This window comes from Bradyrhizobium sp. USDA 4502 (genome assembly GCF_054063355.1).
This window is the reverse complement of record NZ_JBSSGF010000001.1, coordinates 937,474-960,198: the sequence shown is the minus strand read 5'-3', so window position 1 is coordinate 960,198 and position 22,725 is coordinate 937,474. Positions and strand designations below refer to the sequence as shown.

Sequence of the window (22,725 nt, the reverse complement as noted above, 5' to 3'; positions counted from 1 at the left end):
CCTCTTCCGCAAGCCGCCGAAAAAAGGACAACAACAATGGCCCGCCTGCCCTATCTCGAAGCCGATCAGGTCGCCCCCGAATATCGCGACATGCTCAAGCGCAACACCAATCTGCACAAGCTGCTGGTGAACTCGCCGGACATGGCGCGCGCTTTCAACGGCGTCGGCGGCTATATCCGCTTCAAGAGCAAGCTTGATCCGCGCTTACGCGAACTCGCGATCCTGCAGGTCGGCTGGCTCGAGCAGTCGGAATACGAATTCACCCACCATGTGAAGATCGGCAAGGAGTTCGGCGTCACCGACGAGGATATCCAGAGCCTGATCGCGGAGACCAAAGGCCAGCCGTCGAAGCTCGAGCCGATGGCGAAAGCGATCCTCAAGGGCGCCCGCGAGATGGTGCGCGGGCTCGCGATGTCGGAGGCGACCTTCGCCGAGATTAAGCGCGAGCTGTCCGACGAGCACATGACCGACCTCGTGCTGACGATTGCGTTCTACTGCGCGGTGGTGCGGGTGCTCGCCACCATGCAGATCGACAACGAGCCTCACTACAAGGAGGTACTGCAGCAGTACCCGCTACAGAGAGTGAAGTAAGATGCGCCTGCAAGATCGCGTCGCCATCGTCGTGGGTGCCGGCCAAAGCCCCGGCGAGGGCATCGGCAACGGCCGCGCCACCGCGCTGACCTTCGCGCGCGAAGGCGCCAGGGTGCTGTGCGTCGATCACAATCTGGCATCGGCGCAGGAAACCGTCGACCTGATCGCGGCCAAGGGCGGCACTTCAGTCGCCTTCAAGGCCGATGTCACCAAAAATGCCGACATCAAGGCGATGGTGGCGGATGCACATGGCCGCTGGGGCAGCGTCGACATCCTGCACAACAATGTCGGCGTCAGCCTCTCCGGCGGCGACGCCGAACTGCTGGACATAACAGAGGAGGCGTTCGATCGCTGCGTGGCGATCAATCTGAAGAGCTGCATCCTGGCCGCCAAGCATGTGATCCCGATCATGCGCACGCAGCAGCGCGGCTCGATCATCAACATCTCGTCGATGGCCGCGATCACGACCTATCCTTACGTCGCCTACAAGGCGACCAAGTCGGCGATGATCGCCTTCACCGAACAGCTCGCCTACCAGAATGCGCAATATGGCATTCGCGCAAACGTGATCCTGCCGGGATTGATGAACACGCCGATGGCGGTGGACACCCGCGCCCGCGAATTCAAGAAGAGCCGCGCCGAGGTCGAGGCCGAGCGTGACAGCAAGGTGCCCCTGCGTCACAAGATGGGCACCGGCTGGGACGTCGCCAATGCCGCGCTGTTTCTCGCCTCCGATGAAGCGAACTTCGTGACCGGTGTCACGTTGCCGGTCGATGGTGGCGCAAGCGTGCGGCGCGGTTAATCGAGACGGTTAACCCGTGTGACAATTTGGGATTAATCACTGTGACGAAATCACGCGTCATTGCGCCGCAATGATTCGAAAAAATTGAAGTATTCCAATGACACAGCGATGTGACGACGCGTCCACATAAATCGAAATCCTGACTCGTTGTGGTCGCACGAAATTCATCTGCGCTCTGTATCTCGCACGCCAAGAACTTCTGGAGTGCCTGGACCGATGAGCGAAGAATTCGAACTCAGACCCGATCAATGGGATGCGCTGAAAGCGCTGCGGGCTCCCGCAGCAAACCCTACCCGGCTGAACCGGTTTGCCGTCGAGAGCCTGATCACGCTCGGCTATGTTGCGGTGCGAGGAGACTCGTTTGAGCTGACGCCCGCGGGCCGCAAGGTGCTGGTCCGCGGTTCGTCACTGTTGCTGCTCGATATCGCAGCCTGATTCCGTTCGAAGCTGACATCAAGCTTACACACGCGGCATCATGCCGCGTGTGCTTTTCCAGGGATGGTCGTCTCGCCGTGCTGCGTCAGCGGCTTCATCCCGGTGAGGCTGCGCAGCAGCACGTAGAACACCGGCGTTAGGAACAGGCCGAACACCGTGACGCCGATCATGCCGGAGAACACCGCAACGCCCATCGCGCGCCGCATCTCCGAGCCCGCGCCGGTCGACAGCACCAGCGGCAGCACGCCCATGATGAAGGCCATCGACGTCATCAGAATCGGTCGCAGCCTTAAGCGACTCGCCTCGATCGCGGCACGGATCGGTGACCGCCCGGCGAATTCGAGCTCGCGCGCGAACTCGACGATCAGGATGGCGTTCTTGGCCGACAATCCGACCAGCACGATCAGGCCGATCTGGGTGAAGACGTTGTTGTCGCCCTTCGACAGCCAGACCCCGAACATCGCGGCCAAGAGCCCCATCGGCACGATCATGATGATCGAGAGCGGCAGCGCCAGGCTCTCATAGAGCGCGGCGAGCACCAGGAACACCAGGAGGATCGCCAGCGGAAACACCCAGATTCCGGAGTTGCCGGCGATGAACTCCTGATAGGTCAGGTCGGTCCATTCGAAAGCGAATCCGGGCGGCAGCACTTCGGCCGCGATCCGCGTCGCCGCCTCCTGGGCCTGGCCGGAGGAATAGCCCGGCGCGGCAGCCGCGTTGATGTCCGACGACAGGAAGCCGTTGTAGCGGATCGCGCGTTCCGGACCCGCGCTCTGGCGGACCTTCAGCAACGCCGACAGCGGCACCATGTCGCCCGACGACGAGCGCACCTTCAACTGCCTGATGTCGTCGGCACGCGCGCGGAACGGCGCGTCGGCCTGCACATAGACCGAGTAGGTGCGGCCGAATTTGTTGAAGTCGTTCACATAGTAGGAGCCGAGATAGATCTGCAGCGTGTTGAAGACCTCCGTGACGGGCACGCCGAGCTGGAGTGCCTTGGTGCGGTCGATATCGGCGAACAACTGCGGCACGTTGACCTGGAAGCTCGAGAACACGCCGGCAATTTCCGGCGCCTTCTGCATCGCCGCCATGAACGCCTTGGTCGCGTCGTTCAGTGCTTCATAGCCGAGGCCGGCGCGGTCCTCGATCTGCAGCTTGAAGCCGCCGATGGTGCCGAGGCCGTTGACCGGCGGCGGCGGGAACATGGCGATGAAGGCGTCCTGGATGCCGGCATATTTCTTGTTGAGCGCCGCCGCGATCGCCGGACCGCTGAGCGAGGGATCCTTGCGCTCGTCGAACGGCTTCAAGGTCGAGAACACGATGCCGGCGTTGGAGGAGTTGGTGAAGCCGGAGATCGACAGGCCGGGGAACGCCACCGAGCTTTCGACGCCGGGCTGGGTCAGCGCGATGTCGCTCATCTTGCGGATCACTTCCTCGGTGCGGTCGAGCGTCGCGCCATCGGGCAGCCGCGCAAAGCCGACCAGATACTGCTTGTCCTGGCCCGGCACGAAGCCGCTCGGCACCTGCTTGAACAGCACGCCGGTCAGGCCGATCAGCAGCACATAGAGGCCGATAACCACGGCCTTGCCGTAGATCACCTTGGTGACGGTGTGGCCGTAGTTCTCGGAGGACTTGGTGAAGACCTTGTTGAAGCCGCGGAAGAACCAGCCAAGCGACCTTTCCATGATCCGGGTCAGCCAGTCCTTCGGCTCGTGATGCCCCTTCAGCAGCAGCGCCGACAGCGCCGGCGACAACGTCAGCGAGTTGATCGCTGAGATCACGGTCGAGATCGCGATGGTCAGCGCGAACTGCTTGTAGAACTGTCCGGTGAGGCCGGAGATGAAGGCCAGCGGCACGAACACCGCGATCAGGACCAGCGCGATCGCTATGATCGGGCCGGACACTTCGCGCATCGCCTGGTTGGTGGCATCGCGCGGCGACAAGCCGGACTCGATGTTGCGCTCGACGTTCTCGACCACGACGATGGCGTCGTCGACCACGATGCCGATCGCCAGCACCAGGCCGAACAGACTGAGCGCGTTGATCGAGAAGCCGAACACATGCATCACCGCGAAGGTGCCGACGATCGACACCGGGACCGCGATCAATGGGATGATCGAGGCGCGCCAGGTCTGCAGGAACAGGATCACGACCAGCACGACGAGGGCGACCGCCTCGAGCAGCGTGTGGATGACAGCCTCGATCGACGAACGCACGAATTGGGTCGGATCGTAGACGATCTGGTAGGACACGCCTTCCGGCATGTTCTTCTTGATCTCGGCCATCGTGGCACGGACATGGTCGGAGATCTCCAGCGCATTCGACCCCGGCGCCTGGAAGATCGGGATCGCGACCGCCTGCTTGTTGTCGAGCAGCGAGCGCAGGCCGTATTCGGAGGCGCCGAGCTCGACCCGCGCGACGTCGCGCAGCCGCACCACCTCGCCTGCCGAACCCGTCTTCACCACGATGTCGCCGAACTGCTCCTCGGTCGAGAGCCGTCCCTCGGCGTTGACGGAGAGCTGGAGGTCGATGCCCTTGACGCTGGGCGAGGAGCCGACCACGCCGGCGGCGGCCTCGACGTTCTGGGCCTGGATCGCGCGCACGACGTCGCTCGCGGTCAGCGAATGCTCGGCGGCCTTCTGCGGGTCGACCCAGACCCGCATCGAATAGTCGCCGGCGCCATAGAGCTGGACGTCGCCGACGCCGTCGATCCGCGCCAGCCGGTCCTTGACGTTGAGCACCGCGTAGTTGCGCAGATACGTCATGTCATAGCGGTTGTTCGGGGACAGCAGATGCACGACCATGGTGAGGTCGGGCGAGCTCTTTTTGGTGATGATGCCGAGCTGGCGCACCACGGCCGGCAGGCGCGGCTCGGCCTGCTGCACGCGGTTCTGCACCAGTTGGGTCGCCTTGTCGGGGTCGGTGCCGAGCCGGAACGTCACCGTCAGCGTCATCGCGCCGTCGGTGGTCGCCTGGCTCGACATATAGAGCATGCCTTCGACGCCGTTGATCTGCTCCTCGATCGGGGTCGCGACCGTCTCGGCGATCACCTTCGGATTGGCGCCGGGATAGGTCGCGCGCACCACGACCGACGGCGGCACCACGTCGGGATATTCCGAGATCGGCATCGCCAGCAGCGAGATCAGGCCGGCCAGGAAGATCAGGATCGAAAGCACGCCGGCGAAGATCGGCCGGTCGATAAAGAATTTTGAGAGATTCATGGCTCCGCCCCCGCGTGCAGCGCCTAGCGCTGCACGACGTGCTGGTTGGTTTCAGTGGATGCCTGCTGCATGCCGCGCGCGCCCATTTCGGCGACTTCCATCTTCAGGAGTGCGCCGGGACGCACGCGCTGCAGGCCGTTGACGACGATGCGGTCGCCGGATTTCAGGCCGGCGGTGACGATCCGCAGGCCATCGACCGCGCCGCCGAGCGTGACGGAGCGATAGACCGCGCGGCTGTCGTCGCCGACCAGCATGACGAACTTCTTGTCCTGGTCGGTGCCGACGGCGCGCTCGTCGATCAGCACCAGCGTCTGCTGCTTGGGCTGGCCCATGCGCACGCGGGCGAATTGCCCCGGGATCAATCGGCCGTCATCGTTCTTGAACACGGCGCGGACTCGGATGGTGCCGCTCTGCCCGTTGACCTGGTTGTCGATGAGCTGGATGTGCCCCTTGGCGCTGAGGCCGCCCGACGTCACCATGTCGACCGGAATCTGGTCGAGATTGCCGCGCTTGCCGGAGGCATCCGCGATCGAGTTCAGCGCGCGCAGCACGACTTCCTCGTCGGCGTCGAAGCTCGCATAGATCGGATTGACCGAGACCAGCGAGGTCAGGACCGGCGAGGATGTGCCGGCGGCGACGAGATTGCCGACGGTGACCTCGATCCTGCCGACCCGGCCGTCGACCGGCGCCCGCACCTCGGTGTAGTCGAGATTGAGTTTGGCCGTCTGCAGCGCGGCCTCGGCGGCCTTGACGTTGGCGACTGCCTCGCGATTGGCATTGTCGCGCTGGTCGAAATCGCGCCTGGTCACGATGTTGTTGCCAACCAGCTGCGCGCCGCGCTCGACTTCGCTCGTGGTGAACACGACGCGGGCCTTGGCGGCCTCGAGCTGCGCCTGGGCGCGATCGACCTCGGCGGCGTAGGGCGCGGGGTCGATCTTGAACAGGATGTCGCCGGACTTCACCAGCGCGCCCTCGGTGAAGTTGGTCGAAAGGATCGCGCCCGCCACCCGCGGCCGGAGCTGAACCCGGTCGACGGCTTCGAGCCGGCCCGAGAAGTCATCGAACAGCGTGGTCGGCCGCGGCTGGATCACGGCAACGGTGACCGGGACCGCCGGCTCGGGAGCCGCGGCAGTCGCGGTCGCCTGTGCGGCATGAAAATAGTGGCCGGTCGCGATCGAACCGGCCACCGCGAGGGCGCCAAGGATCACGATACCGCCGACGACACGTCGGAAGCGGCCGGAACGGGGATTTTGGATTGACGAAGGCATTCACGCGCTCCAGATATCTGTAGTGTTCGCTACAGATGTGGAGCTGGACGCCGGTTCGCAAGATACTTATGTATCGAGCACTATGAATTTCTTATCTCATTCATGGGGAAATGGGAAGTCGCGGAAAAACATCACGTGCAACAAGAGGATAAGCCAGGGACAATCCGTCATAGAAACGGCACCCGGCTTACGGAGCAACGAAAAATGGGAATGGGACGCCCCCGCGCTTTCGACGCGGACGCCGCTTTGGACCAGGCCATGGATGTGTTCTGGCGCCATGGTTACGAGGGCGCGACGATCGCGCAGCTCACCGAGGCGATGAATATCAATCCGCCCAGCCTCTATGCCGCCTTTGGCAGCAAGGAGGGTCTGCTGAAGGCCGCGCTCGACCGCTACACCGAGAAGCGCGACGCCTGGATGGAAAAGGTTTTGGGCGCCTCCACCGCCCGAGAGGTGGCCGAACGATTTCTGATGGAGCACGCGGACGCCCAGACCGATCCCGCCAACCCGCCCGGCTGCCTGCTGGTCCAGGGCGGCCTTGCCTGCGGCACCGGCTCGGAGAATGTTCCATTTGAACTGGCAGCGCGCCGCACCCGAACGGAGGACCAATTGCACGAGCGTTTTGTCCGCGCGAAGGCCGAACGCGACCTGGGCGAAAGCGCCGATCCGGCCACCCTTGCCCGCTATCTCTCCGCGGTGACATCAGGCATGTGCGTGATGGCTTCCTCGGGCGCCGACCGCAACGCGCTGCGCGAGATTGCAGCGGTGTCGCTGAAGGCGTTTGATGAGCAGGCGAAGGGGTAGAGCGGTTGAAGGGGTAGAGCGGTTCACGTCAAGCGCCTGCGGCCCCAACGACGTTGGGAGTGACCGGCGATGAAGCATTGGACCGGCTGGCTGCCGGGTCTCACCACGCTGCGTCGATATCAAGCGGCGTGGCTTCCACACGACATCGTCGCCGGGCTGGTGCTCGCGACCATGCTGGTCCCGGTCGGCATCGCCTATGCGGAGGCGTCCGGCCTGCCCGGCATCTACGGGCTCTATGCGACGATCATCCCGCTGCTCGTCTACGCCCTGCTCGGGCCGAGCCGCATCCTTGTCCTTGGGCCGGACTCGGCGCTTGCGGCCATCATCCTCGGCGTCGTCGTTCCGCTGTCTGGCGGCGATCCGATGCGTGCGGCAACCCTGGCCGCCATGATGGCGGTCGTCTCCGGGACGATATGCATCGTCGCGGGTATCGCGCGGCTGGGATTCCTGACCGAGCTTCTCTCCAAGCCGATCCGCTACGGCTACATGAACGGCATTGCCCTGACCGTGCTGATCAGCCAGCTGCCAAAGCTGTTCGGCTTTTCCATTGAAGGCGATGGACCTCTGCGCAGCCTCTGGGCGGTCATCGGAGCAATCGTCGACGGAAAGACGAATTGGGCGACCCTCGGGATCGGCCTTGCGACGCTGGCGGTGATCCTGCTGCTCGCCCGGAACAAGCGGTTGCCCAGCATTCTCATTGCCGTCGTCGCCGCGACGGTCGTCACCGGGGTTCTCGATCTCGGGGCCCGCTTCGGCGTGACGGTCCTGGGTTCGCTTCCCCAGGGCTTACCAGGATTCGCCATTCCCCGGATCGGCTATGGCGACATCGTGCAGGTGCTGATCGGCGGCAGCGCCGTCGCGCTGGTGTCGTTCGCCGATACCAGCGTCCTGTCGCGCGCCTATGCAGGACGATTGGGCGATCGCGTTGATCCCAACCAGGAGATGGTGGGGCTCGGCGCGGCCAATCTGGCGGCCGGCTTCTTTCAGGGTTTTCCGATCAGCAGCAGCGGATCGCGAACGCCCGTTGCGGAAGCTGCCGGAGCGCGCACGCAATTGACCAGCGTCATCGGCGCGCTGGCCATCGCCTTCCTGCTGCTGATAGCGCCGAATTTGCTGCAGCACTTGCCCAACGCCGCGTTGGCCGCCGTCGTCATCGCCGCTGCGCTCGGCCTGTTTGAGATCGGCGACCTCAGGCGAATCTACCGCATTCAGCAGTGGGAGTTCTGGCTATCGATGGTCTGCTTCGTCGGCGTGGCCGTGCTGGGGGTGATTCCCGGAATAGGCCTCGCCATCGTGCTCGCCATCGTCGAATTCCTGTGGGACGGCTGGCGGCCGCATTCCGCCGTGCTGGGCCGCGCCTCCGGCGTGAAGGGCTATCACGACATCACGCGATATCCGGACGCACGCCAGATCCCCGGACTGGTGCTGTTCCGGTGGGATGCGCCGCTGTTCTTTGCCAATGCCGAGTTCTTCAAGGAACGTGCGCTGGATGCGGTGGCGAAATCTCCGACGCCGGTGCGCTGGCTGGTGGTCACGGCCGAGCCCGTCACCAGCGTGGACGTGACCGCGGGCGATATTCTCGCCGAGTTGGACGAGGCGTTGCACGCACAGAAGATCGAGCTGTGCTTTGCCGAGCTCAAGGACCCCGTCAAGGACAAGCTGAAGAAATTCGGCCTGCTGGCGCAACTCGGCGAGAATAACTTCTTCCCCACCATCGGCGTTGCCGTTGCGCGCTACCTCGAGATCAATGCTGACGTGACCTGGGAGGACTGGGAAGACCGGGCTGAAGCCTAAGGCGCGATGGGTTCAATCGTCAGCGCGCTATAAGCGCTTTTGTTTGAGCATGATCTCCGCGCAAACGCTTCGCGTTTGTCGCAGGGAAAACCGCTTCGCACTTTTCCGGATCATGCTTCCCAGCCGTCCGGGCGCATCACCACATCGTCTGTCGCGCGCGCTCCGGCCATTCCCGATCGTATTTTTCGCCGCCGACCGTGTGCTCGCTCATCTCGGCGAGGATCTGGCCCGGCGTCGGCAAGACCTTCGGATCGACCCGCTTGTCCGGATTCCAGAGATCGGAGCGCACGATCGCGCGCGCACACTGGAAATAGATCTCCTCCACATGCATTACGATCACCGTGCGCGGTGCCTTGCCTTCCATCATGAAGGAGGCGAGCAGCTCCGGTTCGGCCGTGACATAAGCGCGGCCGTTGACGCGCAGCGTGCTGCCTGAGCCCGGAATCAGGAACAGCAAACCGACGCGGGGATCGCGAACGATGTTGCGCAGCGAATCGCAGCGATTGTTGCCTCGGCGATCCGGCATCATCAGCGTCTTCGCATCATGGATGCGCACGAAGCCCGGCAGGTCGCCGCGCGGCGAGCAATCGAGCCCTTCGGGGCCTGCGGTCGCAAGCGACACGAACGGCGACTGCTCGATGAGCACACGATAGAGCGGCGTCACGTGATCGGCGACCTTCACGGTCGACGCGTCGTTCGGGAAGCCGTAGATCGCCTCAAGCTGCTCGACCGTTTCGATCACCGACATTCGTGCTTCTCTCCTCTGCTTCCTTTTCGACGCGTTTTCTTCACGCGAACCGGTATCCACCTCGCTGGAAAACGCTCTATTCGTCCCAGCGTTCGCCCTTGATGATGCGGACAAGCTGTCGCGCATGATAGTCGGCGGTGCCGGAATTGACGATGGTGAAATCGGGCGTCGACGTGCTCTCGTCGACGGTGCGGGCCAGCCGCCGCTCGATAAGACCGTCGCTGCTGCGCGCCCGCATTGCGAGCCGCGCGGCCAGCACATCGGGCGGCGCCGTGACCAGCACCACGACAGCGTTGGCATAGTTGCGGCGCGCCGCGGCGATCACGGTGCGCGAGACGTTCGCGATCACGGTGCGTCCGGCGCCGATATCGTCGTTGATCGACCGCGACAGCGCGTAGCGATGGCCGTGCGCTTCCCAGTGCATGGCGTAGTCGCCGGCGGCTACCGCGCGCTGGAAGCTCTCCGCGCTGACCTCCTCATTGTCCTCCGACGCCGAGGCCTGGCGGGTGATCAGCCGGCGCGGAAACACGACATCGCGATCATCGCCACAGGCCGCTTTGGCGAACCCCAGCAGCGTATCCTTGCCGGCGCCGCTCGGGCCGACCACCAGGATCAGCCGGCCGGGGCCGATTCCGGCGCGCCGGTCGGCGACGACGGATGCAACGGTCATGCGACCCTCCCTCCTTCGCGCCAGACGCTGCGCACGACAGGCAGATCGCGCGCGACATGCACGCGGATCAGGTCAGCGCGCCGGCCGACCGCGATCTCGCCGCGGTCGGTGAGCCCGACCGCTTCGGCCGGCGTCTTGGTCACGGTGCGCACGGCGGAAGCAAGATCGATCGCCGGCACATGCCGCGGCAATTGCAGCGCCGCCATCAGCAGGCTGGACGGGATGTAGTCCGACGACAGGATATCGAGCATGCCCTCATTGGCGAGATCGACGGCCGCAATGTTGCCGGAGTGCGAGCCGCCGCGCACCACGTTCGGCGCGCCCATCAGGATGTCGATGCCGGCGGCGTGCAAGCCGCGCGCAGCTTCCATCGTGGTCGGGAACTCCGCGACCGCGACCTTGTCGCTGACGGCGTCGACCACGTTCTCGTCGGTGGTGTCGTCATGGCTCGCCAGCGGGATCCTGTATTCATGCGCCAGCGCGACGATCGCGCGGGTGTTCGCCACCGCATATTCCTTCTGATAGGCGAAGCGCCGCGCGAACAGCACGTCGAGCTGGGCGTCGGTCATGCCGCCGCCCTTGCCGCGATAGTAATCGCGCAGCTTCACCTCGTCGCGGAACTGGCGCTGGCCCGGCGTGTGGTCCATCAGCGACATCAGCCGCACGTCCGGCCGGTCGATCAGTTCCTTGGCCTCGGCGACCACGTCCGGCATCGGGACCTCGCAGCGCAGATGCAGGAAGTGATCGGCGCGCAGCAGATTCTCCTCGCGCGCCGCCGCGATCGCCGCCGCCAGCACGCCGGCGCGGCCGTCGACATCCTCGGCGCCGTCCTCGCGCCAGACCCGCAGCGAATCCAGCACCGTGGTGATGCCTGAGGTCGCGAGCTGACCGTCATAGGAGATCACGGCCGCGACCGGATTCCAGAACACCTTCGGCCGCGGCACATAGTGCATCTCGAGATGATCGGTGTGCAGCTCGATCAGCCCGGGCATCAGGAGGTCGCCGCCGGCATCCTCGGCGGCCTCGGGCGCTCTGCCCTCGCCGAACTCGGCGATCTTGCCATCAGCGATCGCGACCCAGCCCTGCTCGATCACGCGATCGGCGAGGACCAGCCGGGCGTTGCCGATGATGGTGTCTTGCTTGGCGGTCATTTCAAACGGTCCTTCAGGCAGCAGCCGCGAACGAGGTCACATCGACGATGCGGTCGGCGATCAGATGGCGGATTTCGTCGTCATGGACAATCGCGACCATCGCGACGCCCTTGGTCTTTTTTTCCGCGATCAGCTCGACCACCACGGCGCGATTCGCCGCATCGAGCGAAGCGGTCGGCTCGTCCAGCAGCAGGATCGGCAGGTCCGAGATGAAGCCGCGCGCGATGTTGACGCGCTGCTGCTCGCCGCCGGAGAAGGTCGAGGGCGGCAAGGTCCACAGCCGCTCCGGAATGTTGAGCCGGCGCAGCAGCTGGCCGGCGCGCGCGCGGGCCTCCTCGCGCGCCACGCCGTTGACGATCAAAGGCTCGGCGACGACGTCGATCGTCGCCACCCGCGGCACGGCGCGCAGGAACTGGCTGACATAGCCGATGGTCGAGCGGCGGATGCTCAGCACCTGGCGCGGCTCGGCGGTGGCAAGGTCGACAACCTTGCCGTGATGGCGGATGCCGATCCGGCCGCTGTCGCAGCGATAGTTGCCGAAGATCATCTTCAGGATGGAGGATTTGCCGGCGCCCGACGGGCCCGACAGCACCACGCACTCACCCGGATCGGCGTGGAACGAGACGCCGCGCACCACGGGCAGTTCGACGCCGCCCTGCAGATGCATGGTGAAGGTCTTCTCGGCGTTGGCAAGTTCGATCATCGCGGTCATTGGCACGCTCATGGCGGAAGAATCGAGGAAACGAGCAGCTGCGTATAGGGCTCACGCGGATCGTCGAGCACCTGGTCGGTGAGGCCGGTCTCGATGACGCGGCCGCCCTTCATCACCATCACGCGATGCGAAAGCAACCGCGCCACCGCCAGATCGTGGGTCACGACGATCGCGGCAAGCCCGAGCTCGCTGACGAGGTTGCGCATCAGGTCGAGCAGGCGGGCCTGCACCGAGACGTCGAGGCCGCCGGTCGGCTCGTCCATGAACACCAGCCGCGGCTCGGTGACGAGGTTGCGGGCGATCTGCAGCCGCTGCCGCATGCCGCCGGAATAGGTCTTTGGCGCATCGTCGATGCGGCCGGTATCGATCTCGACCCGCTCCAGCCAGGTCGACGCGGTGTCACGGATGCGGCCGTAATGATTCCAGCCGACCGCCATCAGCCGCTCGCCGACATTGGCGCCGGCCGAGACGCCCATGCGCAGCCCCTGCGCCGGGTCCTGGTGCACGAAGCCCCAGTCGGTGCGAAACAGGAAGCGCCGCTCGGCCTCGCCGAGTTCAGCGAGATCGCGCAGCACGCCGTCGCGCATCCGGTAGCACACCCGGCCCGCGCTCGGCGCGAGCTGCGCCGAGAGCAGCTGCAGCAGCGTCGACTTGCCCGAGCCGGACTCGCCGACGATCGCCAGCACCTCGCCGGGATAGAGCGCGAACGAGACGTCGCGGCAGGCCGCAAGCCGGCCGTAATTCTTGGCAAGCCCCTCGGCCACCAGCAACGGCTCGTCGTTGTCGAGGCTCGAGAGCTCAGACATGCGCCTTCTCCTTGTGCGGCGCTGCGCTCTCGGTGCCGTGATGGCCGGCGGCCTGGCGCTGCTCGCAGAAGTCCGTGTCGGAGCAGACGAACATCCGCCCGCCCTTGTCGTCGGTGACGATCTCGTCGAGATAGGAATTGTCGGCGCCGCACAGCGCGCAGGGCGCGTTGAAGCGGTAGCGCGTGAACGGGTGATCCTCGAAGTCCAGCGACACCACGGTGGTGTAGGGCGGGATCGCGTAGATGCGCTTCTCGCGGCCGGCGCCGAACAGCTGCAGCGCCGCGCAATTGTCCATCTTCGGATTGTCGAATTTCGGCGTCGGCGACGGGTCCATCACGTAGCGTGCGTTCACCTTCACCGGATAGGCGTAGGCGGTGGCGATGTGACCGAAGCGCGCGATGTCCTCGTAGAGCTTGACGTGCATCAGCCCGTATTCGGCGAGCGCGTGCATGCGCCGCGTCTCGGTCTCGCGCGGCTCGAGGAAGCGCAGCGGCTCGGGGATCGGCACCTGATAGACCAGCACCTGCCCGGCATGCAGCGACGCCTCGGGAATGCGGTGCCGGGTCTGGATCACGGTCGCGTCCGTGGTCGAGGTCGTGGTCGCGACACCCGCGGTCTTGCCGAAGAACTTGCGGATCGAGATCGCGTTGGTGGTGTCGTCCGAGCCCTGGTCGATCACCTTCAGCACGTCGTCGGGACCGAGGATCGCGGCCGTCACCTGCACGCCGCCGGTGCCCCAGCCATAGGGCATCGGCATCTCGCGGCTCGCAAACGGCACCTGATAGCCGGGGATCGCGATCGCCTTGAGGATCGCGCGGCGGATCATCCGCTTGGTCTGCTCGTCGAGATAGGCGAAATTGTACGTCGGCGCGTTCATTCCGCGGCCTCCTGCATTTCCACGGCCTCGTTGGCTTCCGCGAACTCCTGCCGCAGCTTGCGCAAGAGACCGAGCTCGGACTGGAAGTCGACATAGTGCGGCAACTTGAGATGCTCGACGAAGCCGGTCGACTGGACATTGTCGGAGTGCGACATCACGAACTCCTCGTCCTGCGCCGGCGCCGCCGCCTCCTCGCCGAGCTCACGCGCACGCAGCGCGCGATCGACCAGCGCCATCGACATGGTCTTGCGTTCGCTCTGCCCGAAGGCGAGGCCATAGCCGCGGGTGAAGCACGGCGCCTCAGTCGTCGAGCCCTTGAACTGGTTGACCATCTGACACTCGGTCAATTCGATCGAGCCGAGCGGCACGGCAAAGCCCGCGTCCTCGGCGAAGAACTCGACCTCGACCTCGCCGAAGCGGATCTCGCCGGCGAACGGGTGATTGCGACCGTAGCCGCGCTGCGTCGAGTAGCCGAGCGCGAGCAGGAAGCCCTCATCGCCGCGCGCCAGGTTCTGCAGCCGCAAATCGCGATCGGCCGGAAAGCTCAACGGCTCGCGCGTGAGGTCGCCGACCGGCGTGTCGCAATCTGCCTGCGGCGAGGATTCGATTAGACCGTCACGGCCGAGAATGTCGGTCACCCGCGGCGTGGCGGCCTGCGAGGCCTCCGCGGTCGCCGGCTGCTCCGGCACAAAGCCTTCCGCGAGCTGCGGATCGAGCAGGCGATGGGTGTAGTCGAAGGTCGGCCCCAGGATCTGGCCGCCCGGAACGTCCTTGAAGGTCGAGGAGATCCGCCGCCGCACCTGCATCTCGCCGGTGTTGACCGGCTCGGTGGCGCCAAAGCGCGGCAGCGTGGCACGGAAGGCGCGGACCAGGAAGATCGCCTCGATCATGTCGCCGCGCGCCTGCTTGATCGCGAGCGCCGCGAGCTCGCGGTCGTAGAGCGAACCTTCGGTCATCACGCGATCGACGCCGAGCGCGAGTTGCTCGGAAATCTGTGCCAGCGTCACCTCGGGCACCTCGCGGTCGCCGCGCCGCTCATGCGCGAGCAGACGATGGGCGTTCTCGATGGCGCGCTCGCCTCCCTTGACGGCTACATACATCGCTCACACTCCGCTTGCGATCAGCCGCGTGGTGCGCGGGATCGCCACAATGGCATCGTCATGGACCAGCACGACATCGATGCCGCGCGGGAACAGGGCTTCGTTGATCGCAAGCCGCTGGAACAGGTCGCGCGGCTTGATCATCGCCTGCAGCACGGCGCTGCCGTCGATGCCGGGCCCTTTCAGCTCGAAGGCCGGCCCCTGCGACAGGCTGTCGACCTGCAGGATCAGCGTGGTCGACCGGTCAGGATATTCGCTGCTGCCGAATGCGAAGCGATCGAGCGCCGGCAGGCTCGCGGCATCGCCGATCAAAGCGAAGCTCGCGATCGAGGAATCGGCCACCACCGGCGCGCTGGCGTGAAACTTCAGCCAGCGGGCGACGTCCGGCGTCGCCGACATCGCAGCGTCAAGCCAGATCGGCGTGTCGTGATCGAACAGCGTCAGCGCGATCGCGGCCGAGCCGCGCATCATGCCGGCGGGCGTTCCGACGCTCGCGGCGACGCGCTGCACGCTGCCCGGGCGCGCCATCGCATCCATCACGGAACGGAAAGTCGATTGCGCCGACAGCACCTTGTCGGCAAAGCCCGCGGGCATTTCGGCAATCGTCGTCATTGCATCATCCCTCATCGCGCACCATCGTGTAGAAATCGACCCGCGTCGCCGCGGTTTCCGCCGCCTTGCGGCCGCGTTCGGCGTTCATGGCGACGCGCAGCGGCGCGATCACCTTGACCTCCACCTCGCCGGACAGTTCCGCCGACTGCACCATGGCATCGCACAGCGCGATCATCTGCGCCTTCCGCGCGTCGCGGCCGAGCGTGTAGCCGAAGCCGACCTCGCCGGTCGCAAGCCGCACCGCCGCGCGCGACACCGTCGCCTCGCCGAGATTGAACGGCGCACCGTCGCCGCCGATCCGCCCACGCAGCATCACAAGGCCGTTTTCCGGCTCACGCAGGTTCTCATGCGCGGGCACCGCGATCGCCGCCAGCCTGCCGGCGATATCAGCAGCGGCGGCGTGCGCCAGCACCGTCATCGCGGCCTTGCGCTGGGCCTGTTTGCTGTTTGGTCCGGTCGAACTCATGGGCAAACCTTTGGGCAACCTTGCTTGCATCAAGTTGTCTATGATACTAGACAACTTGATAGCGGAGCGCCATGACTGTTTCGTGACAAACCAAAGATTTCTGGTATCACCGCGCCATGAGCATGCAGGAAAGTTCCGGCGTCGCCTTGTGGCGGCAGGTCGCCGACGGCATCGAGCGCGGCATCGCTGACGGCCGCTTCGCCGCCGGCGAAAAGCTGCCCGGCGAGATGGAGATCGCCGAGACGTACCGGGTCAACCGGCACACCGTGCGGCGGGCGCTCGCCGCATTGGCGGAGCGCGGCCTGGTGCGCGCGGAACGCGGTAGCGGCACCTATGTCGAAGCCCAGCGCCTCGCCTATCCCTTGCGCTCACGCACGCGATTTTCCGAGATCGTCGGCGCCGGCGGTCACGAGCCGCGCGGCCAGCTGATCGATGCGAGCAGCGACACCGCCAATCGCGAGATTGCGCGCGAGCTCGGCCTGAAGATCGGTGCGCCGCTGATCCGGATCGAAGCGGTGCGGCTCGCCGACCGGACGCCGATCTGCGTCTCCACCACCTGGCTGTCGGCCGAGCGGTTTCCCGATGCCGGCAGCGTGTTCGCCAACGTCCGCTCGATGACGAAGCTGCTCGGGCATTACGGCGTCAAGGACTACCACCGCGCCTCGACCCGGATCACCGCGGCGATCGTCGATGCGACCGACGCCGCGCGGCTCGACCTGCCGCTGGGACGGCCGGTGCTGGTGGTCGACGCCACCGACGTCGACATGCTGGACCAGCCGCTGGTGACCAAGCGCTCGCGCTTCGCCGCCGAGCGCGTGGAGTTTCTGGTCGAGAACGGCTGACGTGCTTCTGCTCCCTCGCCCCGCTCTTGCGGGGAGAGGGGCCGCCTCCACAAAGCGGATAAATATGAGTGCGGGGAAACACCCCTCACCCGGATTGCTGCGCAATCCGACCTCTCCCCGGGGCGAGGTAACTTTCTATACCACCGCCCTTTGCCCGATGATCGCAAAGCGCAGCTTGCTCGAGATGAAGTCGATCGCGGCAACCGCGATCAGGATCATCAGGATCAGGAACGATACTTTCTGCCATTCCAGCACGCGGATCTGTTCGGCAAGCTGCAAGCCGATGCCGCCCGCGCCGACGATGCCGATGATGGTCGCCGAACGCGTGTTCGACTCGATGAAGTAGAGCACCTGCCCGGCGATCACGGGCAACACCTGCGGCAGCAGGCCGAAGCGAATCTCGTGCAGCGCATTGCCGCCGGACGCGCGGATACCCTCGACCTGCTTGCGATCCGCGGCCTCGATCGCCTCCGAGAACAGCTTTCCGAACGCACCGAAGTCCGACACCATGATCGCCAGCACGCCGGCGAACGGACCGAGGCCGACGACGTTGATCCAGACCAGCGCCCAGATCAGCGTATCGACGCCGCGGATCGAGTCCAGGAAGCGGCGCACCGGAAAGCGGATCAGGTTCGAGGGGATGATGTTGCGCGCCGCCAGCAGGCTGACCGGGAGTGCCAAAACCGCGGCAAGCGTGGTGCCGAGCACCGCGATCGACAGCGTCTCGCCGAGCGCCTGCATGTAGAGCGGGAACGACGAGCCCGGATTCGGCGGGAGCATCAGCATGGTGATCCAGCCGAGCTGGCCGAGGCCCGCGATCAGCCTGGACGGCGAGAAATCGAGATCAACCAGTCCGAACACGAAGATCGCGAGCGCCGCCACGATCATGGCCGGCATCGCCAGCCGTGCCGATGTGGGACGTTCGAAGACGTCGGGGTACTTCGCGCGCAGTTCCGCGGTGTCCGGCCTCGGCATCTGGCTCATCGACGGGTCTCCTTGCCGAACAGCCGGCCGCGCAGCCAGCCGGTCGAGATGTCGATGATGAAGACGGTGACGATGATGGTGATGAGGATGGCGCTGACGTCGGAATAGTAGAACTTGCGGATCGCGACCACCAGCTCCTGGCCGATGCCGCCGGCGCCGACGAAGCCCATCACCGACGCCTCGCGGACGTTGATCTCGAAGCGCAGCAGCGCATAGCTGGCATAGCCGGCCGAGACCTGCGGCAGCACGGCAAAGCGCATGCAGGACAGCCAGCTCGCGCCGGTGGAGCGGATGCCCTCGACCGGCTTCATGTCGGCATTCTCGACGATCTCGGCGAACAGCTTGCCGAGCGCCCCGGTGGTGTGGATCGCGATCGCCAGCACGCCGGCCATCGGCCCGAGGCCGAACGCGATCACGAAGATCAGCGCGAACACGATGCCGGGGACGGTGCGCGCGAATTCCAGCAGGCGGCGGATCGTGAAACGTACCCATGGGCCCGGCGACGTATTCTGGGCCGCGAAGAAATTGAGCGCGAAGGCGAGCACCGCACCCGTCAGCGTGCCGACATAGCTGATCAGGATCGTCTCGCCGAGCATCTTCAGCCACTTATGCCAACCCCAGAACCATTCGGCGGGATCGGTCCAGACCCGCGCGCCGGAATCCAGCGTCAGGATGCGATCGAAATAGCTGACGAAATTGCCGAAATAGGTGAACAGCGTGCGCAGGTTCACTTCCGCGCCGAACGCCGCGATCACCAGCACCGCACAGAATGCCGCCGTTGCCAGCGCGGCCTTCAACCGCTTGCGTGCGACGGACTTGCGGTAGGCGTCCTCCAGCGTCGCCAGTTGCTGCGCTGGAAGAATGGATACGGCGGTCGCCATCGACGCGTGCCAGTCCGGTTCGGAGTTGAGTGGAGAGAAAGGGCCGGGCTATACGCCCGACCCTCGTGACGTCAGGCGTGCGATCAGCTCGCCTTCTTTCGCAAACCGTCGACGAACTTGATCAGCTCGATGGTGCCGTCCCAATCCTTGGTGGTGGCGGGATGGAAGCCCTTCTTCTGACCGTCGGACAGACGGTCGAAGGCGGCCTTGTCCTTGGTCGGGGCGTCGAAGAAGGCCTTTGCGATCGCGGCCTTCAGGTCCTCCGGAAGATCGGTGTTGTACGCATAGGGGCCGTTGATGATCAGCGCCGACTTGTGGATGATGCGGAAATCATCCTTCTTCATCGCCGAGCCGTCGGCATTCTTCAGCATGCCCTTGGTCAGCATCTGGGCGAGCGTGGAATCGTCCTCGTTGGTCCACTGGTTAGCGGCCACATCAACGGTTCCCTGCGACAGCGCCAGGACGGCGTTCTCGTGGCTGCCGGTGAACACGACCTTGCCGAAAAAGCCTTCGGCGTTCGCGATGCCCATCTTGTTCAGTTCGAAGCGCGGCACGTTGTTGCCGGACGTCGAGTTCGGATCGACCAGGCCGAGATTCTTGCCCTTCAGGTCCTCGACGGTCTTGTACGGGCTCGACGCCTTGACGAAGAACACCGAGTAATAGCCGGTCGAACCGTCGGCGTTCATATCGTTGGCGAACGCGTCGGTCTTGACGCCGGTCAAGCGCGCGCGAGAGAACGAGGCCGAGCCGTAGCTGGCGATCTGGATGTTGCCGGCGCGCTGGCCTTCGATGACGGCCGCGTAGTCGTTGGCGATGCGCAGTGTGACCTTCACGCCGAGCTCCTTCGACAGATACGCCACGAACGGCGTCCAGCGCTCGGTGACGCCGGAGGCGTTCTCGGCCGGCACCACCGCGAAGGTGAGCTCCGGATACTTTGCCTTCCAGTCCTGCGCGGAGGCCGAACCGGCAAATGCCAGCGCGGCGGCGCCAGCCAGAATGATGCGACGAGTGAACATGACTACCCCTCTTTTGTTGTAGTTGCACCTGTTGGCCGGGCAAAATGCCCGGCCTCCCAGATTGAAAAATGCGCGACGCTCAGGCCGCGGCTGCGGTGCCGAGTGCCGGCGCAGTTGCACCGTCGGGCGCGGGCAGCGGTGCTGCGCCGATGACGTCATTGGCCTCGAGGTCATAGAGCTCGCGGGCGATATGGTCGGTGAGCGCCGCGGGGGCGCCATCGAACACCACGCGACCTGCGGCCATGCCGACCAGGCGGTCGCAATAGGTCCGCGCCAGGTCGAGCGAGTGCAGATTGCAAAGCACCGTGATGCCGAAATGCTTGTTGATGCGCAGCAGCGCGTCCATCACGATCTTGGTGTTGCGCGGATCGAGCGAGGCGATCGGCTCGTCGGCGAGAATGATGTCGGGCTCCTGCACCAGCGCGCGGGCGATCGCGACGCGTTGCTGCTGGCCGCCGGAGAGCTGGTCGGCGCGCTGTGCCGCCAGCTGGGCGATGTCGAATTGCTCGAGCGCCGACAGTGCGAGCGCCCTGTCCTGCTCCGGCCAGACCTGCGCCAGCGAGCGCCATGACGGAATCTGGGCCAGTCGGCCCATCAGCACGTTGGTCAGCACATCAAGGCGGCCGACCAGATTGAACTGCTGGAAGATCATCGCCGAGCGCGCGCGCCACCGCCGCAGTTCCTTGCCGCGCAACGCGGTGACGTCGGTGCCTTCGAACAGGATACGGCCGGAGGTCGGATCGGCGAGACGGTTGATCATCCGCAGCAGCGTCGACTTGCCGGCACCGGAGCGGCCGATCACGCCGACAAAGCTGCCGGGCGCGATCGAAAAGGACGCGTTGTCGACTGCGGCTTTCGTGCCGAAACGGCACGTCAAACCTTCCACCACCAGCATGTAATGCTCCAACCGCGCCTCGTTGGGCCATCGCTATCCCCGGCGTTTTACAGTTATGTGACGACAGCGCTGCGGTGCGGCGATCGTCCACACCCCTCCCTTGTCGCTCCCTTGCCGTCATCGCAACGTCATGATGTTGTCATCAAGCATCCCGATGACGAGCGCGCATCCCCCGGAAGCCCAAGATTCTTGAAGATTTGCGGAGGCCCTGATGGCCGGAAAAACACTCTCGGTTGTGCCGACCGTCGACCCGACCGCGTCGGTCCGTGAGAGCAGGCTCGGCAAATATACCGAGGTCGGCGCGCGCACGATCCTGCTCGAAGTCAGCATGGATGACTATTCCTACGTCGTGAACGACAGCCAGATCACCTACACCTCGATCGGCAAGTTTTGCTCGATCGCGGCGATGACCCGCATCAACCCCGGCAACCACCCGATGCATCGCGCGACTCAAGCGCATTTCACCTACCGCGCCAGCGCGTATTTCCCCGGAGAGAGCGACGACACCGACTTCTTCAACTGGCGACGTGCGCATCACGTGCATATCGGCCATGACGTCTGGATCGGGCACGGTGCGATCCTGTTACCAGGACGGAACATCGGAACCGGCGCTGTCGTCGCTGCCGGCGCGATCGTGACCAAGGACGTTCCCGCATACACCATCGTTGCCGGTAATCCGGCGCGGCCCGTGAAGCGGCGCTTCTCCGAGACGATCGCCGACCGCCTCGCCGCGCTCGCATGGTGGGACTGGGATCACGAGACGCTCCGCCGCGTCCTGCCCGACTTTCGCAAGCTCGCGGTCGAGGAATTCCTCGACAAGTACGAGGCCGAGGCCGTATCCCAATCACAGAACAAACAACGGAGCGCCGCATCGTGACGGACATTTTCATCGAGGGCGGGCGCACGCTGGTTGACGGCGCCTTGGTCGAGACCTCGCTGCGGACCGCTGGTCGCGACATCGGCGCGCTCGACGCCGAGCAGGGTCGCGCCGCGCTTCACATCGATGCCAGTGGCCTGCTGGTGCTGCCCGGCATCATCGACCTGCACGGCGATGCGTTCGAGCGGCAGATGATGCCGCGCCCCGGCGTCGACTTCCCGACCGACGTGGCGCTGATCGACAGCGACCGGCAGGCGATCGCCAACGGCATCACCACCGTGTTCCACGGCACGACCTGGTCGTGGGAGCCCGGCCTGCGCAGCGCGGAGAATGCGCGCAAGCTACTCGATGCGATCGAGGCGCTGCGGCCGCAGCTCGCCGCCGACACCCGCCTCCACCTGCGTCACGAGACCCACAATCTCGAGGCCGAGGCCGAGATCATTCAATGGCTCGGTGAAGGCCGCATCGATCTGTTCGCCTTCAACGACCATAGCAACGTCAAGCCGAAGAAGCGCAACCAGCTGGCCGAGCGCTCCGGGCTCTCCGTCGAGGCCGTCAACGACATGCTCGACCGGATCGTGGCGCGCCGCCCCGAGGTGCCCGCCTCGATCGCGCGACTGGCCGCCGCCGCGCGCGCGGCCGATATCCGCATGCTGTCGCACGACGACAACAGCCCGGCGATGCGCCAGGAGTTTCGCGCGCTGGGCGCCACGATCGCCGAATTCCCTGTCAACGAGGAGACCGCGCGCGACGCTGCGGCGGCGGACGACTTCATCGTGTTCGGCGCGCCCAATGTGGTGCGCGGCGGCAGCCATACCGGCTGGACCAAGGCATCCGACATGATCGCACAGGGCCTCTGCTCGGTGCTGGCGTCGGACTATTACTATCCGGCGCAGCTGCTCGCGGCGTTCCGCCTCGTCGCCGATGGCATCCTGCCGCTCGCCAGGGCCTGGGACCTGATCTCGTCGGCGCCGGCCCGCGCGGCCGGGCTCGCCGATCGCGGCGTGCTCGCCGCGGGCCGCCGTGCCGACATCATCGTCGTCGACGACAAGGCGCCGCTGCGGCCGCGCATTATCGCCGTAATAGCGGCCGGACGGCTGGTGCATCTGGCGGACGCGAGCTGCCTCGTTCATTCACTCGCGCCGCGCAAGACGGTTGCGGCGGCGTAGCCCA

General features: G+C 65.4%; 23 protein-coding genes. 8 read left to right on the top strand and 15 right to left on the bottom strand.

Going from position 1 to position 22,725, the window contains the following annotated elements; all coding sequences use genetic code 11:
- The first annotated feature begins 36 nt into the window (after window positions 1-36).
- The 3 genes from ACVW1B_RS04305 to ACVW1B_RS04295 all read left to right on the top strand — a co-directional run bounded on the left by ACVW1B_RS04305 (window position 37) and on the right by ACVW1B_RS04295 (window position 1,828).
- Entirely contained in the window at window positions 37-591 is a 555-nt protein-coding gene (locus ACVW1B_RS04305) for a carboxymuconolactone decarboxylase family protein (RefSeq protein WP_253603155.1), read from the top strand.
- Window position 592: 1 nt separating this feature from the next.
- Window positions 593-1,393, top strand: coding sequence for an SDR family NAD(P)-dependent oxidoreductase (locus ACVW1B_RS04300; protein ID WP_253603156.1), 801 nt, complete (start codon window positions 593-595; stop codon window positions 1,391-1,393).
- Between the two features lie 216 nt (window positions 1,394-1,609).
- Window positions 1,610-1,828 carry a hypothetical protein gene (locus tag ACVW1B_RS04295; RefSeq protein ID WP_168857210.1) on the top strand — a complete coding sequence of 73 codons (219 nt, stop codon included), beginning with the start codon at window positions 1,610-1,612 and terminating at the stop codon, window positions 1,826-1,828.
- Between the two features lie 38 nt (window positions 1,829-1,866).
- Here ACVW1B_RS04295 and ACVW1B_RS04290 read toward each other — a convergent pair whose 3' ends face one another.
- Window positions 1,867-5,049: an efflux RND transporter permease subunit gene (locus tag ACVW1B_RS04290; protein WP_456821211.1), complete on the bottom strand. Its 3,183-nt coding sequence runs from the start codon at window positions 5,047-5,049 to the stop codon at window positions 1,867-1,869.
- 23 nt (window positions 5,050-5,072) lie between these two features.
- Entirely contained in the window at window positions 5,073-6,317 is a 1,245-nt protein-coding gene (locus tag ACVW1B_RS04285; protein WP_253603158.1) for an efflux RND transporter periplasmic adaptor subunit, read from the bottom strand.
- A 204-nt stretch (window positions 6,318-6,521) separates the two neighbouring features.
- Between ACVW1B_RS04285 and ACVW1B_RS04280 the strand changes: the two genes are divergently transcribed.
- Together ACVW1B_RS04280 and ACVW1B_RS04275 are read left to right on the top strand one after the other, a co-directional pair.
- Window positions 6,522-7,121, top strand: a complete 600-nt coding sequence (locus ACVW1B_RS04280) for a TetR/AcrR family transcriptional regulator (RefSeq protein WP_050387852.1) — start codon at window positions 6,522-6,524, stop codon at window positions 7,119-7,121.
- A gap of 69 nt (window positions 7,122-7,190) precedes the next feature.
- Window positions 7,191-8,915, top strand: coding sequence for a SulP family inorganic anion transporter (locus tag ACVW1B_RS04275; RefSeq protein ID WP_253603160.1), 1,725 nt, complete (start codon window positions 7,191-7,193; stop codon window positions 8,913-8,915).
- 136 nt (window positions 8,916-9,051) lie between these two features.
- On the opposite strand, the gene ACVW1B_RS04270 is transcribed toward ACVW1B_RS04275, so the two are convergent.
- From ACVW1B_RS04270 to phnG, 9 genes are all read right to left on the bottom strand, one after another.
- On the bottom strand, window positions 9,052-9,663 hold the full coding sequence (locus ACVW1B_RS04270) for a pyridoxamine 5'-phosphate oxidase family protein (protein ID WP_253603162.1): 612 nt from the start codon (window positions 9,661-9,663) through the stop codon (window positions 9,052-9,054).
- Window positions 9,664-9,739: 76 nt separating this feature from the next.
- Window positions 9,740-10,333: a phosphonate metabolism protein/1,5-bisphosphokinase (PRPP-forming) PhnN gene (phnN, locus tag ACVW1B_RS04265; protein WP_253603164.1), complete on the bottom strand. Its 594-nt coding sequence runs from the start codon at window positions 10,331-10,333 to the stop codon at window positions 9,740-9,742.
- Entirely contained in the window at window positions 10,330-11,484 is a 1,155-nt protein-coding gene (locus ACVW1B_RS04260; RefSeq protein WP_253603166.1) for an alpha-D-ribose 1-methylphosphonate 5-triphosphate diphosphatase, read from the bottom strand. The genes phnN and ACVW1B_RS04260 overlap by 4 nt, the downstream gene beginning before the upstream one ends.
- A gap of 13 nt (window positions 11,485-11,497) precedes the next feature.
- A complete protein-coding gene (gene phnL, locus ACVW1B_RS04255; RefSeq protein WP_225646316.1) occupies window positions 11,498-12,196 on the bottom strand; it encodes a phosphonate C-P lyase system protein PhnL in 699 nt (232 codons plus the stop codon).
- An 8-nt stretch (window positions 12,197-12,204) separates the two neighbouring features.
- On the bottom strand, window positions 12,205-13,002 hold the full coding sequence (phnK, locus tag ACVW1B_RS04250; RefSeq protein ID WP_028339544.1) for a phosphonate C-P lyase system protein PhnK: 798 nt from the start codon (window positions 13,000-13,002) through the stop codon (window positions 12,205-12,207).
- Window positions 12,995-13,879: an alpha-D-ribose 1-methylphosphonate 5-phosphate C-P-lyase PhnJ gene (locus ACVW1B_RS04245; RefSeq protein WP_016846424.1), complete on the bottom strand. Its 885-nt coding sequence runs from the start codon at window positions 13,877-13,879 to the stop codon at window positions 12,995-12,997. The genes phnK and ACVW1B_RS04245 overlap by 8 nt, the downstream gene beginning before the upstream one ends.
- Complete coding sequence (locus tag ACVW1B_RS04240; RefSeq protein ID WP_057015440.1) at window positions 13,876-14,979, bottom strand: carbon-phosphorus lyase complex subunit PhnI; 1,104 nt, start codon at window positions 14,977-14,979, stop codon at window positions 13,876-13,878. The genes ACVW1B_RS04245 and ACVW1B_RS04240 overlap by 4 nt, the downstream gene beginning before the upstream one ends.
- A gap of 3 nt (window positions 14,980-14,982) precedes the next feature.
- A complete protein-coding gene (gene phnH / locus ACVW1B_RS04235) occupies window positions 14,983-15,591 on the bottom strand; it encodes a phosphonate C-P lyase system protein PhnH (protein ID WP_076829005.1) in 609 nt (202 codons plus the stop codon).
- Window positions 15,592-15,595: 4 nt separating this feature from the next.
- On the bottom strand, window positions 15,596-16,057 hold the full coding sequence (gene phnG, locus ACVW1B_RS04230) for a phosphonate C-P lyase system protein PhnG (RefSeq protein ID WP_456821210.1): 462 nt from the start codon (window positions 16,055-16,057) through the stop codon (window positions 15,596-15,598).
- Window positions 16,058-16,173: 116 nt separating this feature from the next.
- Here phnG and phnF point away from each other — a divergent pair, with 116 nt between their 5' ends.
- Entirely contained in the window at window positions 16,174-16,899 is a 726-nt protein-coding gene (phnF, locus tag ACVW1B_RS04225; RefSeq protein ID WP_028334541.1) for a phosphonate metabolism transcriptional regulator PhnF, read from the top strand.
- A gap of 135 nt (window positions 16,900-17,034) precedes the next feature.
- On the opposite strand, the gene phnE (ACVW1B_RS04220) is transcribed toward phnF, so the two are convergent.
- From phnE (ACVW1B_RS04220) to phnC, 4 genes are all read right to left on the bottom strand, one after another.
- Complete coding sequence (phnE, locus tag ACVW1B_RS04220; RefSeq protein WP_057018812.1) at window positions 17,035-17,883, bottom strand: phosphonate ABC transporter, permease protein PhnE; 849 nt, start codon at window positions 17,881-17,883, stop codon at window positions 17,035-17,037.
- On the bottom strand, window positions 17,880-18,764 hold the full coding sequence (gene phnE / locus ACVW1B_RS04215) for a phosphonate ABC transporter, permease protein PhnE (RefSeq protein WP_050387861.1): 885 nt from the start codon (window positions 18,762-18,764) through the stop codon (window positions 17,880-17,882). The genes phnE (ACVW1B_RS04220) and phnE (ACVW1B_RS04215) overlap by 4 nt, the downstream gene beginning before the upstream one ends.
- Window positions 18,765-18,847: 83 nt before the next feature.
- Window positions 18,848-19,780 (bottom strand): phosphonate ABC transporter substrate-binding protein, encoded by a 933-nt coding sequence (gene phnD / locus ACVW1B_RS04210; RefSeq protein WP_057018814.1) that lies wholly within the window; start codon window positions 19,778-19,780, stop codon window positions 18,848-18,850.
- A 79-nt stretch (window positions 19,781-19,859) separates the two neighbouring features.
- Window positions 19,860-20,675, bottom strand: a complete 816-nt coding sequence (gene phnC, locus ACVW1B_RS04205) for a phosphonate ABC transporter ATP-binding protein (RefSeq protein WP_028334545.1) — start codon at window positions 20,673-20,675, stop codon at window positions 19,860-19,862.
- Between the two features lie 211 nt (window positions 20,676-20,886).
- On the opposite strand from phnC, the gene ACVW1B_RS04200 reads away from it, so the two are divergent.
- Together ACVW1B_RS04200 and ACVW1B_RS04195 are read left to right on the top strand one after the other, a co-directional pair.
- Entirely contained in the window at window positions 20,887-21,552 is a 666-nt protein-coding gene (locus ACVW1B_RS04200) for a transferase hexapeptide repeat family protein (RefSeq protein ID WP_253603173.1), read from the top strand.
- Window positions 21,549-22,721: an alpha-D-ribose 1-methylphosphonate 5-triphosphate diphosphatase gene (locus tag ACVW1B_RS04195; RefSeq protein ID WP_253603175.1), complete on the top strand. Its 1,173-nt coding sequence runs from the start codon at window positions 21,549-21,551 to the stop codon at window positions 22,719-22,721. Before ACVW1B_RS04200 ends, ACVW1B_RS04195 begins: the two co-directional genes overlap by 4 nt.
- Window positions 22,722-22,725 lie beyond the last annotated feature (4 nt).